Annotated in this window: 12 protein-coding genes; 10 read left to right on the top strand and 2 right to left on the bottom strand. The window is 72.0% G+C overall.

Annotated elements, in window-relative coordinates:
• The first annotated feature begins 73 nt into the window (after nt 1-73).
• The 6 genes from ACIBSW_RS01230 to dapB all read left to right on the top strand — a co-directional run bounded on the left by ACIBSW_RS01230 (nt 74) and on the right by dapB (nt 7,036).
• Entirely contained in the window at nt 74-1,018 is a 945-nt protein-coding gene (locus tag ACIBSW_RS01230; protein WP_354719564.1) for a bifunctional riboflavin kinase/FAD synthetase, read from the top strand.
• 134 nt (nt 1,019-1,152) lie between these two features.
• Nucleotides 1,153-1,422 (top strand): 30S ribosomal protein S15, encoded by a 270-nt coding sequence (rpsO, locus tag ACIBSW_RS01225; protein WP_184990233.1) that lies wholly within the window; start codon nt 1,153-1,155, stop codon nt 1,420-1,422.
• Between the two features lie 192 nt (nt 1,423-1,614).
• Nucleotides 1,615-3,930, top strand: coding sequence for a polyribonucleotide nucleotidyltransferase (locus ACIBSW_RS01220; RefSeq protein WP_354719432.1), 2,316 nt, complete (start codon nt 1,615-1,617; stop codon nt 3,928-3,930).
• Between the two features lie 7 nt (nt 3,931-3,937).
• Entirely contained in the window at nt 3,938-5,275 is a 1,338-nt protein-coding gene (locus tag ACIBSW_RS01215; protein WP_354719430.1) for a pitrilysin family protein, read from the top strand.
• A gap of 86 nt (nt 5,276-5,361) precedes the next feature.
• The gene (locus ACIBSW_RS01210; RefSeq protein WP_354719562.1) at nt 5,362-6,270 is read left to right on the top strand and encodes a phosphatase PAP2 family protein; all 909 of its coding nucleotides are present in this window, start codon (nt 5,362-5,364) and stop codon (nt 6,268-6,270) included.
• Nucleotides 6,271-6,331: 61 nt separating this feature from the next.
• Nucleotides 6,332-7,036, top strand: coding sequence for a 4-hydroxy-tetrahydrodipicolinate reductase (dapB, locus tag ACIBSW_RS01205; RefSeq protein WP_404799245.1), 705 nt, complete (start codon nt 6,332-6,334; stop codon nt 7,034-7,036).
• Nucleotides 7,037-7,047: 11 nt separating this feature from the next.
• Here dapB and ACIBSW_RS01200 read toward each other — a convergent pair whose 3' ends face one another.
• Nucleotides 7,048-9,039, bottom strand: a complete 1,992-nt coding sequence (locus ACIBSW_RS01200; protein ID WP_354719427.1) for a glycogen debranching N-terminal domain-containing protein — start codon at nt 9,037-9,039, stop codon at nt 7,048-7,050.
• Nucleotides 9,040-9,041: 2 nt separating this feature from the next.
• Nucleotides 9,042-9,620, bottom strand: coding sequence for a GNAT family N-acetyltransferase (locus tag ACIBSW_RS01195; protein WP_354719425.1), 579 nt, complete (start codon nt 9,618-9,620; stop codon nt 9,042-9,044).
• Nucleotides 9,621-9,675: 55 nt separating this feature from the next.
• Here ACIBSW_RS01195 and ACIBSW_RS01190 point away from each other — a divergent pair, with 55 nt between their 5' ends.
• The 4 genes from ACIBSW_RS01190 (at nt 9,676) to ACIBSW_RS01175 (ending at nt 14,084) form a co-directional block, all read left to right on the top strand.
• The gene (locus ACIBSW_RS01190) at nt 9,676-10,908 is read left to right on the top strand and encodes a DNA glycosylase AlkZ-like family protein (protein WP_354719424.1); all 1,233 of its coding nucleotides are present in this window, start codon (nt 9,676-9,678) and stop codon (nt 10,906-10,908) included.
• A 5-nt stretch (nt 10,909-10,913) separates the two neighbouring features.
• A complete protein-coding gene (locus ACIBSW_RS01185) occupies nt 10,914-11,414 on the top strand; it encodes a DUF2752 domain-containing protein (protein WP_354719422.1) in 501 nt (166 codons plus the stop codon).
• A 62-nt stretch (nt 11,415-11,476) separates the two neighbouring features.
• Nucleotides 11,477-12,382, top strand: coding sequence for a 4-hydroxy-tetrahydrodipicolinate synthase (gene dapA / locus ACIBSW_RS01180; RefSeq protein WP_354719420.1), 906 nt, complete (start codon nt 11,477-11,479; stop codon nt 12,380-12,382).
• Nucleotides 12,383-12,395: 13 nt separating this feature from the next.
• On the top strand, nt 12,396-14,084 hold the full coding sequence (locus ACIBSW_RS01175; protein ID WP_354719419.1) for a ribonuclease J: 1,689 nt from the start codon (nt 12,396-12,398) through the stop codon (nt 14,082-14,084).
• Nucleotides 14,085-14,124: the final 40 nt, after the last annotated feature.

The raw sequence follows: 14,124 nt of genomic DNA, 5'->3' as shown, positions 1-14,124 counted from the left end.
AACTGTAGCGTTTCAGGCACCTTGGGTGACCGATACGCTTACCCGCGAGATCTGGGCCAGGGGAGGCGGCGGAATGCAGCGGTGGCGGGGCTACGAGGCGGTGCCGGGCGGATTCGGCCGGTCGGTGGTGACGATCGGCGTCTTCGACGGCGTGCACCGCGGCCACCAGGCGATCATCGGGCACGCCGTGAAGCGGGCCCGCGACCTCGGCCTGCACTCGGTCGTCGTGACCTTCGACCCGCACCCGGCCGAGGTCGTGCGGCCCGGCTCACACCCGGCCGTGCTGACCGAGCCGGTGCGCAAGGCCGAGCTGATCGAGCAGCTCGGCGTCGACGCGCTCTGCGTCGTCCCGTTCACCCCGGCGTTCTCCCAGCTCAGTGCCGAGGCCTTCGTGCACGACGTGCTGGTCGAGGCGCTGCACGCGGCCGTCGTGGTCGAGGGCGACAACTTCCGCTTCGGCCACCGGGCGGCCGGCGACCTGGCCATGCTCACCAGCCTCGGGCGTACCTTCGGCTTCACCGTCGAGGAGGCGCCCCTGGTGGCGCAGGACGGGCTGGTCTTCTCCTCCACGTACATCCGCAGCTGTGTCGACGCCGGGGACGTCGCGGCCGCGGCCGCCGCGCTCGGCCGGCCGCACCGCCTGGGCGGCGTCATCGTCCGGGGCGACCAGCGTGGCCGCGAGATCGGCTTTCCGACGGCCAACCTCATGTGCCACCGGTACGCGGCCATACCGTCCGACGGCGTCTACGCGGCGCGGCTGATCCGCGGCGGCCGGAACGGCGGCCCGCTGCCCGCCTCGGTCTCGGTCGGCACGAACCCGACGTTCTCCGGCCGCGAGCGCCGGGTCGAGGCATACGTCCTCGACTTCGCCGGCGACCTGTACGGCGAGCGCGTCAGCCTCGACTTCGTTGCCCACCTGCGGGAACAGCGGGTCTACCCGGGCATCGAGCCGCTGGTCGCGCAGATCCGCGAGGACGTCGAGCAGACGCGGAGCGTGCTCGCCCGACCCGAAATCTAAGCTGCTGATAAGCTTGCCGGGACGTCGGCACATCCGACGACCGGACTCGCCTGCCTGCCCGACGCCGCGGGCCGCGAGCTTGGCTCCGCGATGCGGGGCACCGAATTCACCGGCAACACAGAATCACGGAGAACATGGCGCTCGATCAAGAGACCAAGACCAAGATCATGACCGAGTACGCGACCGTCGAGGGCGACACCGGTTCGCCCGAGGTGCAGGTCGCGATGCTCACCAAGCGGATCGCCGACCTCACTGAGCACCTCAAGGCGCACAAGCACGACCACCACAGCCGTCGTGGTCTGCTGCTGCTGGTCGGCCGTCGCCGCCGCCTGCTCAACTACGTCCAGAAGAAGGACATCGCGCGCTACCGGACGCTGATCGAGCGTCTCGGCCTGCGCCGCTGATTTGACGGGGGAGTGGCCGCCTGGCCGCTCCCCCGAGTTACACCCACGGACCCGCGCGGCACCAGGCCACCGGCCCCGGTCCTCGGTAGTGGTTCCCGAGCCAGTCAATCTCGGGCACTTCGATCGAAGACCGGCCAGCCCCTTCCGCGCTGTGTGAACCGCCGGGTCCTCGACGAAGGAGTACCGCACCACATGACAGACCAGAAAGCTCTCGGCACCGAATCTCGCACCGCCGTCATCGACAACGGCTCGTTCGGCACGCGGGAGATCACGTTCTCCACCGGCAAGCTGGCCCGCCAGGCCGCCGGCTCGGTCATCGTCCAGCTGGGCGAGACCACAGTTCTCTCCGCGACCACGGCCGGCAAGCAGCCGAAGGAGCACTTCGACTTCTTCCCGCTGACCGTCGACGTCGAGGAGCGGATGTACGCCGTCGGCCGGATCCCCGGCTCGTTCTTCCGCCGCGAGGGCCGCCCGAGCGAGGACGCGATCCTCACCTGCCGCCTGATCGACCGGCCGCTGCGCCCGTCGTTCACCAAGGGCCTGCGCAACGAGGTCCAGGTCGTCGAGACCGTCCTCGCGCTCGACCCGCAGCACCCCTACGACGTCGTCGCCATGAACGGCGCCTCGATGTCGACCAAGCTCTCCGGCCTGCCGTTCAGCGGACCGGTCGGCTCGACGCGCGTCGCGCACGTCGAGGGCCAGTGGGTCAACTTCCCCACGCTGGAGGAGCTGGCCCGGGCCACCTTCGACATGATCGTCGCCGGCCGTACGCTGGCTGACGGTGAGGTCGCGATCATGATGGTCGAGGCCGAGGCCACCCCGCACGCGCTGACCCTGATCGCGTCCGGCGCGCCGAAGCCGACCGAAGAGGTCGTCGCCAGCGGCATCGAGGCCGCCAAGTCGGCCATCCGCGAGCTGTGCCGCGCGCAGAGCGAGCTGGCCGAGGTCGCCGCGAAGCCGGTGCAGGAGTTCCCGGTCTTCCTGGACTACCAGGACGACGTCTACGGCGCCGTCTCCGAGGCCGCCAAGGGCGAGCTGGCCGAGGCGCTGAAGATCGTCCTGAAGGCCGACCGCGAGGAGGCCCTGGACCGCATCAAGGCCAAGGTCGTCGAGGCCGTCGGCCCGCAGTTCGAGGGTCGCGAGAAGGAGATCAGCGCCGCGTTCCGCTCGGTCACCAAGTCCGAGGTGCGCAACCGCGTGCTCCGCGAGCAGGTCCGGATGGACGGGCGCGGCCCGCGTGACATCCGGCCGCTGTCCGCCGAGGTCGGCATCCTGCCCCGGGTGCACGGCTCGGCGCTGTTCGAGCGCGGCGAGACCCAGATCCTGGGCGTCACCACGCTGAACATGCTGCGGCTGGAGCAGTCGCTGGACACGCTGTCGCCGGACAAGTCCAAGCGCTACATGCACAACTACAACTTCCCGCCGTACTCGACCGGTGAGACCGGCCGGGTGGGTTCGCCGAAGCGCCGCGAGATCGGTCACGGCGCGCTGGCCGAGCGGGCCCTCGTGCCGGTGCTGCCGACGCGCGAGGAGTTCCCGTACGCGATCCGCCAGGTCTCCGAGGCCCTGAGCTCCAACGGCTCGACCTCGATGGGCTCGGTCTGCGCCTCGACGCTGGCCCTGCTCAGCGCCGGTGTGCCGCTGAAGGCGCACGTCGCCGGCATCGCCATGGGCCTCATCTCCGACGAGGTCGACGGCAAGACCGAGTACGTGACCCTGACCGACATCCTCGGAGCCGAGGACGCGTTCGGTGACATGGACTTCAAGGTCGCCGGTACCCCGGAGTTCGTCACCGCGCTGCAGCTCGACACCAAGCTCGACGGCATCCCGTCGGACGTGCTGGCCGCCGCCCTGCAGCAGGCGCACGAGGCCCGCGCGACCATCCTCGCCGTCATGGACCAGGCCATCAACAGCCCGGCCGAGATGTCCGAGTACGCGCCGCGGGTCACCAGCGTGAAGATCCCGGTCGACAAGATCGGCATGGTCATCGGCCCCAAGGGTCAGACGATCAACGCGATCCAGGACGAGACCGGCGCGGACATCTCGATCGAGGACGACGGCACGATCTACGTCGGCGCGACCAACGGCCCGGCGGCCGAGGCCGCGGTGGAGCGGATCAACGCCATCGCCAACCCGACGATGCCGAAGGCCGGCGACAAGTTCCTCGGCACGGTGGTGAAGACGGCCGCGTTCGGCGCGTTCATCTCGCTGCTGCCGGGCCGCGACGGCCTGCTGCACATCTCCAAGGTGGGCGACGGCAAGCGCGTCGACAAGGTCGAGGACTTCCTCAACGTCGGCGACAAGGTCGAGGTCCAGATCGCGGACATCGACAACCGCGGCAAGATCTACCTGGACAAGGTCCGCCCCGAGGGCGAGGAGGCCCCGGCCGCCCCGGCCGACGCCGCGGACAACGGCGGCCGCCCGGCGCGCGAGGACCGCGGTCCCCGTGGCGAGGGTGGCGGCGAGCCCCGCCGTCGCCGGCAGCGTCCCAGCGGCGACCGCAGCTGATTAACGTATGACAGCGAGTTCCCGCGGGCCGGCCGAGAGGCCGGCCCGCGTTGTCACCCGGACCCTGCAGGGCGGCGTGCGCCGCACCGTGCTGCCCAGCGGTCTGCGCATCCTCACCGAGTCGATCCCGACCACCCGTAGCGCCGCCCTCGGCGTCTGGGTCGGCGTCGGCTCGCGCGACGAGACCCCGGCGATGTCGGGCGCCTCGCACTTCCTCGAGCACCTGCTCTTCAAGGGCACCGAGAAGCGCACGGCCCTGCAGATCTCCGCGGAGATCGAGGCCGTCGGCGGCGAGACCAACGCCTTCACCACGAAGGAGTACACCTGCTTCTACGCGCGGGTGCTCGACGTCGACCTGCCGCTCGCCGTCGACGTGCTCTGCGACGCCGTCTCGTCCTCGATCCTCGATCCGGAGGACGTCGAGACCGAGCGCGGGGTGATCCTCGAAGAGATCGCCATGCACGACGACGAGCCCGGCGACGAGGTGCACGACCTCTTCACCGAGGCCGTCTTCGGCGCGGAGACCCCGCTGGGCCGGCTGATCTCCGGTACGGCGGAGACCATCTCCCCGATGACCCGCACCCAGATCAACCGCTTCTACCGCGCCCGCTACAAGGCGCCGCAGATCGTCATCACCGCCGCGGGCAACCTGGACCACGCCCGCGTCGTCCGGCTGGTCCGGGCGGGACTGGCCGGCAGCCCGTTCACCGAAGGGCTGGCGGAGCCCGCGCCGAAGCGGGGCTCGGGCGGCGCGCCGAAGCCGCGGAAGCCGGCCACGGTGGTGCGGCACCGCGACACGGAGCAGGCGCACCTCGTGCTCGGCTGCCCGGGCATCAACCGGGGCGACGAGCGGCGCTTCGCGCTGGGCGTGCTCAACAACGTGCTCGGCGGCGGCATGTCGAGCCGGCTGTTCCAGGAGATCCGGGAGAAGCGCGGCCTGGCGTACTCGGTCTATTCGTACGGCAGCCAGTACGCCGACGCCGGCCTGTTCGCGGTCTACGCGGGCTGCGCCCCCGGCAAGTCCGAGGAGGTGCTGGCCCTGATCCGCGCCGAGCTGGCGGTGGTCGCGGCCGAGGGCATCACGGCCGACGAGCTGGCCCGCGGCAAGGGCATGGTGAAGGGCTCGTACGTGCTCGGCCTGGAGGACACCGGCTCGCGGATGAGCCGGCTGGCCAAGTCCGAGCTGCTGCACGGCGACCTGATGGGCGTCGACGAGTTGCTGGCCCGGGTCGACGAGGTCACCCTCGACGAGGTGAACCTGCTCGCGGCCGACCTGCTGAAGCGCCCGATGTCCCTCGCCGTCGTCGGTCCGTTCGACGAGTCCGCCTTCGCCAACCCTCGCTAACCTGGGACGCCGTGACCATCCTCAGCCCACCGCCCGTTCAGGAAACCGCAACGACGCCGACACCGCGCCGGCGCCGGATCATCGGCATGCTGATCTGGGCGGCGGCGTTCGCGGTCGGCACGTACTTCATCGGCGTGCCGACCAGCGACCCGCTGATCGCGTTCGGCTGGCTGTGGCTGGCCACCATCGCCTGGCGCAGCGACCTGCCGTGGCAGCGGCACCTGCTGTTCCTGCGCGACTGGCTGCCGATCTCGCTGCTGCTGGTCGTCTACAACGTCTCCCGCGGCTACGCCGACGACCTGTTCGCTCCGCACGTCACCGAGCTCATCCACGCCGATGAGTGGATGTTCGGCTGGTTCACCGGCGGCGAGGTGCCGACGGTCTGGCTGCAGCAGCACCTCTACCAGCCGAACGCGGTGCAGTGGTGGGAGGTGGTCGTCTCCCTGGTCTACGTCTCGCACTTCCTCGCGGTGCCGACCATCGGCGTGATCCTCTGGCTGCGGCACCGCGAGCAGTGGGGCCGCTTCATGCGGCGCTGGTTCACCCTCAGCGTGGCCGGGCTGATCACTTACTTCCTCTACCCGGCCGCGCCGCCGTGGTGGGCGAACAAGTACGGCTTCCTGCCCGAGCACGTCGAGCGCATCTCCACCAACGGATGGAACGCGATCGGGCTGCACAGCGCCGGCAACACCCTCAACGCCCTGCAGGTCGAGGCCTCCAATCCGGTCGCGGCCATGCCGTCGCTGCACACCGCGTACGCGCTGATGGCGGTGGTCTTCTTCCTGCCGATGGTCGCGAAGCGCTGGTGGCCGCTGCTGCTGGCATATCCGCTGGCCATGACGTTCACGCTGGTCTACTCCGGCGAGCACTACGTGATCGACGTGCTGGTCGGCTGGGCGTACGTCGGCGGGGTCTTCCTGGTCGTCGGATTCGCCGAGCGCTGGTGGCGGGCGAGGCACGCGGTCAGCGCCTCGGGCACCGGGCCGGTACGTTAAGTTGTCGGTCGTGACAGACGTAGAACCGATCCGCGTCGGCGTGCTCGGCGCCCGGGGCCGCATGGGCCTCGAGGTGTGCAAGGCCGTCGACGCCGCCCCCGACCTCGAGCTGGTGGCGATGGTCGACCAGGGCGACTGGCTGTTCAACGCCGCGGACGCGGGCGCGCAGGTGCTCGTCGACTTCACCACCCCCGACGTGGTCATGGACAACCTGCACTGGGCCGTCGACCAGGGCATCAGCGTGGTCGTCGGCACCAGCGGCTTCACCGAGCAGCGCCTCGACCGGGTCCGGTCCTGGCTGTCACACAAGCCCGGGGTCGGCGTGCTGATCGCCCCGAACTTCGGCATCGGCGCGGTGCTGATGATGCAGTTCGCGGCGAAGGCGGCCCGCTACTTCGAGTCGGTCGAGATCATCGAGCAGCACCACCCGCGCAAGCTGGACGCGCCGAGCGGCACCGCCACGCACACCGCGCGGCTGATCGCCGCGGCCCGGGCCGAGGCCGGCTGCGGCCCGATGCCGGACGCGACCGAGGACGAGGTCGCCGGTGCGCGCGGCGCGGAGATCGACGGCGTGCGGATCCACTCCGTTCGGGCCGCGGGCCTGGTCGCCCACCAGGAGGTGCTCTTCGGCACCCAGGGCGAGACGCTCACCATCCGGCACGACAGCCTGGATCGCGCGTCCTTCATGCCGGGCGTCCTGCTGGCCGTCCGCTCGATCGAGAAGCGCCCGGGACTCACGATCGGCCTCGACTCGCTGCTCGACTGATCCGCGCAGGGTCACGACGCCGTCAGTCCGGCCGGCAGGCCCTCGATCGAGGCGGATCCGTCGACGGTGACGGCGACCGGCCGTCCGGCGATCTCCAGGCCGTCGACCCGCAACGGCCCGAACGGCAGGCCGGCGAGCGGCCGCAGCCGCACGGTGCCGCCCGGCACGTCGGGCTCCAGGCCGATCGCCGTCCGCAGCATCAGCACCGCGGCCGCCGCCGACCAGGCCTGCGGCTGGCACGCGGTGGGATAGGGCTCCGGGCGATCCCGCGCCGAGCGCGGGTTGCCGCCGTGCAGCTCGGGCAGCCGGTGGCCGAACGCCTCCCCGGCCGCCAGCAGCCCGTCGATCAGCCGCGCAGCCTCGGCCGGGTAGCCCGCGCGGGCCAGCCCGTCCGCCACGATCGCGGTGTCGTGCGCCCAGACCGAACCGCAGTGGTACGACAGCGGGTCGAAGCCGCCGTCGTACGCGGACATCGTGCGCAGCCCGTACCCGCCGGACATCGGCTCGCCGCCCAGCGCGGCGGCGACCGCCCGCTCCTCGTCCGTGGTCAGCATTCCGGTGCCGAGCAGGTGGCCGATGTTGCTGGTCAGCGAGTCGACCGGCCGCTTGTCGCGGTCCAGGGCCAGCGCCGGGTGGCCGGCGGGAACCCAGAACCTGGCGCGGAACCGCTCCGCCAGCGCGGCGGCGTACCCGCGCCAGCCGTTGCCGCCGGGGCGCCCGAACGCGTCCAGCAGCGCGGCGCCGTCCAGGGCCGCGCGGTAGGCGTAGCCCTGCACCTCGGCCAGCGCGATGGGCGGCTCGGCGAGTCGGCCGTCGTGAAAACGGACCGCGTCGACGGAGTCCTTCCAGCCCTGGTTGGCCAGGCCGCGGCCGCTGACGTCGAGGTATTCCAGGAAGCCGTCGCCGTCCGGGTCGGCGTGCCGGGCCAGCCAGCCGAGCGCGGCCTCGAGGTGCGGCAGCAGGGCGCCGACCTCGCGCTCGGGCAGGCCCCAGCGCCAGGCGTCGTGCAGCAGGCTGATCCAGAGCGGGGTGGCGTCGACGGTGCCGTAGTAGGCCGCGGGCAGGCGCGGGCCGCCGCCGGAGAGGGCGGACTCCGGCCGGCGCAGCTCGTGCATGATCTTGCCGGGCGCCTCGCCGGTGACCGGGTCCACCCGGGTGCCCTGCCGGCGGGCGAGCACCCGCAGCGTCCCGGCGGCGAGGCGGGTGCCCAGCGGCAGCAGCATCCGGGCCGCCCAGATGCTGTCGCGGCCGAACAGGGTCAGGTACCACGGCGCGCCGGCGCCGAGGTAGACGTCGTCGCCGTCGGCCAGCCGCAGGGCGCGCAGGTCGTCGATCGAGCGGGCGAGGAGGCGGTCCAGGCGGCGGTCGCCGCAGCGCGCCACGGCGGCGGGCCGGTCCTGGGTACGGGCGGGTGCGTGCACGGCGGCGGTCGGGTCGTCCACCCGTACCGTGCAGGTCAGGGTCGTGTCCGCGCCCGGCTCGAGGGTGACCGCCCAGGCCAGCCGCCCGCGGTCGTCGGTGTCGGCCCGGTCGGCGGCGACCGTGACGGTGATGCCGTCGCGCCGGAAGAGCAGGGTGCCGTCCGCGGCGCGGCGGGCGGCCACCGGCGTGCCGCGGCCGCCGGCCCGGACCACCTCGATGGGCGCGAGGTCCACCGCGAGGTCGAGGGTGACCGCGATGCCGACCGGGTCCGGCGCGCCCGAGCCGAGGGTGATCGTTTCGGTGACCCGGCCCGCGGAGACCGCGCGGGTCCGCCGGATCCGGATGGCCGGGCCGGCCAGCGAGTCGAAGTGTGCGATGCCGGAACCCTCGTCCGCGTGGCCGATCGGCTCGGCCTCGCCGCCGTCCAGGCGCAGGACCGCCTCGGAGAGCACCCGCGCGTCGGCGTGGAAGACGCCCTGCGCGCCGCCCGCGGGGATCTGCCCGTCGGTGTCCGCCAGCGCGAAGGTCGGCGCGGCGAGCGTGACGACGAGGTCGAGCGTCGGCGGCTGGGCGCTGCTCACAGTCAGTCCGGCGGCGGCTGCTGCTGGTCGAGGGAGACGTGCAGGCGCAGTTGGGGGACCAGCATGTCGTCGACGTCGAGCGCGCGGGCGGCGCCGTCGGGCTCCCAGCCGGTCGAGCCGAGGAACTTGCGCATCACGTCGTCCGCGTCGTAAGCCCAGGCCACGGCGGCCTTGAAGCCGTCCTCGCGCCACAGGTCGACGGTGGCCGCGAGCAGCCGGCTGCCGTGCCCGCGCCGGCCCCAGCGCGGCTCGACCAGCAGGTCCGTGATCGCCGCGACGTCGTCGGCCAGCGCGGGTTCCTCGGGGGCCAGCGCCGCCTCGTCGGCCGGTCCGGCGGCCACGAAGCCGACCACATGGGACGCGCTCTCGCCCTGCTCGACCGCGATGAGGACCCGGTGCCGCGGCGAGGGCGCGGCGGTGATCGCCTCGGTCCAGCCCCGCGCCAGGTAGCCCTCGTCGAGATTGGCCAGCACGTGCGGCGGGAACATCCGCCGGTACGCGGTCCGCCAGGTCGAGAGCTGGATGCGGGCGATCTCTCCGGCGTCCTCGGGACGGGCCGGACGGACGAAGCCGAGTGCCATGCACGGCAGCCTACAGACGCGGACTTTGTCGGACCCCTGGGCTAGCGTGCTGGCCGTGGCAGTACCTGAGAGTCTCTCCGTCGCGCAGGCCCGGCGCGTCACGCTGGCCGCGCAGGGTTTCGCCGATCCCGCGCCGGGCGGCGCCACCGACATGCGCCACCTGCGCCGGGTGCTGCGCCGCCTGCACCTGATCCAGATGGACTCGGTCAACGTGCTGCAGCGGGCGCACTTCATGCCGCTCTACAGCCGGCTCGGGCCCTACCCGCCGGCGCTGCTCGACCGGGCCGCCTACCGCGATCCGCGCGCGCTGTTCGAGTTCTGGGGCCACGAGGCCTCGCTGATCAACGTCGAGCTCCAGCCGCTCTTCCGCTGGCGCATGCACAACGCGCGCACCTACGCGTGGGGCAGCATCCGGCGCATCATCGACGAGCAGCCCGACCTCGTCGCCTGGGTGCGCGACGAGGTGACCGACCGGGGCCCGCTGACCGCCGCCGAGATCGAGCACGACGTGCCCCGGAAAAAGGACAACTGGGGCTGGAACTGGTCGGCCGCCAAGGTCGCCCTCGAATACCTCTTCTACAGCGGCGAGGTGACCGCGGCCGACCGCACCACCTCGTTCGCCCGCCGCTACGACCTGACCGAGCGGGTGCTGCCCCGGCAGGTGATCGAGGCGCCGACCCCGGATCCGCGGGACGCGTTCCGGGCGCTGGTCGGGCTCGCGGCCCGCTCGCTCGGCGTCGCCGCCGAGCCGGAGCTGCGCGACTACTTCCGGCTGCCGGCCGCCGGCTTCAAGCAGGCCGTCGCCGAGCTGATCGAGGACCGGGTGCTGTTGCCGGTCACCGTGCGGGGCTGGAAGGGCCCGGCCTACCTGCACCACGAGGCGCGGCTGCCGCGCCGGGTGAGCGCCGCGACGCTGGTCAGCCCGTTCGACCCGCTGATCTGGGAGCGCGCCCGCACCGAGCGGCTCTTCGACATGAAGTACCGGATCGAGATCTACGTGCCGGCCGAGCAGCGGCTTTACGGCTACTACGTGCTCCCGTTCCTGCTCGGCGACGCCTTCGCCGCCCGGGTCGACCTCAAGGCCGACCGCAAGGCCGGCGTGCTGCGCATCCCGGCGGCCTGGATCGAGCCCGCCGCCGACCAGGAGGAGACGGCCACCGCGCTGGCGGCCGAGCTGCGCCGGCTGGCCGGCTGGCTGGGCCTCGACTCGATCGCGGCGCCGGACCGCGGCGACCTCGCGGGCCCGCTGACGGCCGCGCTGAAGGTTGCCTCCGCCGGTGTACCGTGACGGCCATGAGCAGCACGGTCACGGGCCACCCGCCGCACCCGCAGTTCGAGGAGCCGCAGCAGGACCGCGTGACCCGCTTCATCCAGCGCAGGTGGCGCGATTCGCCGGTCTGGGTCGCCCCGGCCGCGATGCTGGTCTGCATGGCCGGCGCGGTCGGCTACACGTTCGTCACCAGCCCCACCGAGGCGAACGCCGGCGCGGCACCCAGCTGCCTGCTCAAGTACGCGACGGGCTTCATCTGCCCGGGCTGCGGCGGGACCCGGGCCGCCTGGTACCTGCTTCATGGCGACGTCCCGGCGGCCGCCCGGCACCACGCGCTGTTCGTCTTCGCCGTCCCCTTCCTCCTCTACATGTACTTCGCCTGGGCCGGGCGCCGGCTCTTCGGCTGGAAGGTCCCGCAGCTCAGGCTCAGTCCCGGGGTGATCGGCACGTTCATCGCCGCCTGGGGCATATTCAGCCTCCTGCGCAACCTGCCCTGGGCGCCCTTCACCGCCTTCTACGTCTGAGCCCGGGGCGGCCGCACACCGGCGACGGGGTAAGCACTCCGGCCGTCCGATAAGTTGTCGGTATGACGCACGACCACCCGCGGCCCTTCGGCAGGCTGCTCTCGGCCATGGTGACCCCGTTCCACGCGGACGGCTCCCTCGACGTCGAGGGCGCGGCGAGGCTGGCAACCTGGCTGGTGGACGAGCAGGGTCACGACGCGCTGGTGATCAGCGGGACCGGCGGCGAGTCGCCGACCACGACCGACGCCGAGAAGGAGACCCTGCTCCGCGTCGTCGTCGAGGCCGTCGGCGACCGGGCCCGGATCGTCGCGGGGGTCGGCACCAACAACACCGCGCACACGGTCGAGCTGGCCCGCGCGGCCGAGAAGGCGGGCGCGCACGGCCTGCTGGTCGTGACGCCGTACTACAACAAGCCGCCGCAGGCGGGCCTGATCAGGCACTTCACGACCGTCGCCGACGCCGTCGGCCTGCCGGTCATGCTCTACGACATCCCACACCGCTCCGGCGTGCCGATCGCCACCGAGACGCTGGTCCGCCTCGCCGAGCACCCCAACATCGTCGCGGTGAAGGACGCCAAGGGCGACTTCGCCGGGAGCGCCGACGTGCTGCGGCGTACCGATCTCGCGTATTACTCGGGCGAGGACGCCGCCATCCTGCCGCTGCTGTCGATCGGCGCGGTCGGCGTGGTCGGCACCTCGACCCACTTCATCGGCCCGAGGACCAAGGCCATGATCGAGGCGTACGAGCGCGGGGACAACGCCGGGGCGCTCGCGCTGCACCGGCAGCTGCTGCCGCTGTTCACCGGCATCTTCCGGACACAGGGCACCATCCTCGTGAAGGCCGGCCTGCGCGCCCTCGGGCTGCCCGCCGGCCCCGTGCGCTCGCCGCTGGTCGACGCCACCGAGGCCGAAACGAACCAACTGCACGAGGACGCCGCCGCGGCGGGACAGCCCCTCGGCACCAATTAGAGAGGCCTCGCATTTGAGCCAGGCACACGTCGAACTGGAACCGCCACCCCCGCTGCCGGAGGGCGCCCTGCGCGTCACTCCGCTGGGAGGGCTCGGTGCCATCGGCCGCAACATGACCGTCTACGAGTACGACGGCAAGCTTCTCGTCATCGACTGCGGAGTGCTCTTCCCTGATGTGGAGCAGCCCGGCGTCGATCTGATCCTGCCCGACTTCACGCCGATCCGGGACCGGCTCGCCGACGTGCAGGCGATCGTGCTCACCCACGGGCACGAGGACCACATCGGCGCGGTGCCCTACCTGCTCGCGCTCAAGCCCGACATCCCGCTGGTCGGCTCCGAGTTCACCCTCGCGCTGGTCGAGGCGAAGCTGGCCGAGCGGCGGCTGGACCCGTACACGCTGACCGTCCGGGAGGGACAGGTCGAGCGGCTGGGCCCGTTCGAGTGCGAGTTCTTCGCGGTCAACCACTCCATCCCGGACGCGCTGGCCGTCGCCGTGCGCACCCCGGCGGGCCTGGTGCTGCACACCGGCGACTTCAAGATGGACCAGGTGCCGCTGGACGGGCGCATCACCGACCTGGCCGGCTTCGCCCGGCTCGGCGCCGAGGGCGTCGACCTGCTGCTCTCCGACTCGACCAATGCCGAGGTCCCCGGCTTCGTGACGCCCGAGCGCGACATCGGCCCGGTGATCGGCGGAATCTTCGCGAAGGCCCGCGGCCGGATCATCGTGGCCAGCTTCGCCTCGCACGTGCACCGAGTCCAGCAGGTGCTGGATGCGGCGTATGAGTACGAGCGCAAGGTGGCGCTGATCGGGCGCTCGATGGTGCGAAACATGGGCATCGCCCGCGATCTCGGCCTGCTGCGCATCCCGGACGGGCTGCTGGTCAGCCTCGACGAGGCCGCCTCGATGCCGCACGACGAGATCGTCTTCATGTCGACCGGTTCGCAGGGCGAGCCGATGAGCGCGCTCGGTCGCATGTCGACCGGCGACCACCGGCACATCACCATCGAGTCCGGCGACACCGTCGTGCTGGCCAGCTCGCTGGTGCCCGGCAACGAGACCTCGGTCTACCGGGTGATCAACCAGCTGGCCCGGGCGGGCGCGACGGTCGTGCACAAGGACACCGCCAAGGTGCACGTCTCCGGGCACGCCCCGGCCGGTGAGCTGCTCTACCTGCTCAACGTCGTGCGCCCGAGCAACCTGATGCCGGTGCACGGCGAGTGGCGGCACCTGCGGGCGCACGCACAGCTCGGCATCGAGTCCGGCGTCGCGCCGGACCGGGTGGTGCTCTGCGAGGACGGCGACGTCGTCGACCTCGTCGAGGGCCACGCCCGGCACGTGGGCCGGGTCAGGAACCGCTACGTGTACGTGGACGGCCTCGCCGTCGGCGACGTCAGCGAGTCGCTGCTCACCGAGCGGCGGATCCTGGGCGACGGCGGCTTCATCTCCGCCACCGTGGTGATCGACTCGGTGACCGGCAAGGTGGTCGGCGAGCCGAGCGTGTCGGCGAAGGGCTTCTCTGAGGACCCGGAGGCGTTCAACCCGGTCATCCCGCTGCTCACCGCGGCGCTGCACCGCTCGGCGGAGGACGGCATCACCGACACCCACCAGCTGCAACAGGTGGTGCGGCGCACGGTCGGGCGCTGGGTGAACGACGCGTACCGGCGGCGCCCGATGATCGTGCCTACCGTGGTCGAGGTGTAACCCGGAGGCATTGTTTTCTGTGAATACCGGATTTTTTGAT

This window comes from Actinoplanes sp. NPDC049668, from assembly GCF_044465445.1.
In the GTDB taxonomy this organism is placed as follows: Bacteria; Actinomycetota; Actinomycetes; order Mycobacteriales; family Micromonosporaceae; genus Actinoplanes.
Note: the sequence above shows the minus strand (reverse complement) of the source record. Positions and strands in the feature narration are given on the sequence as shown.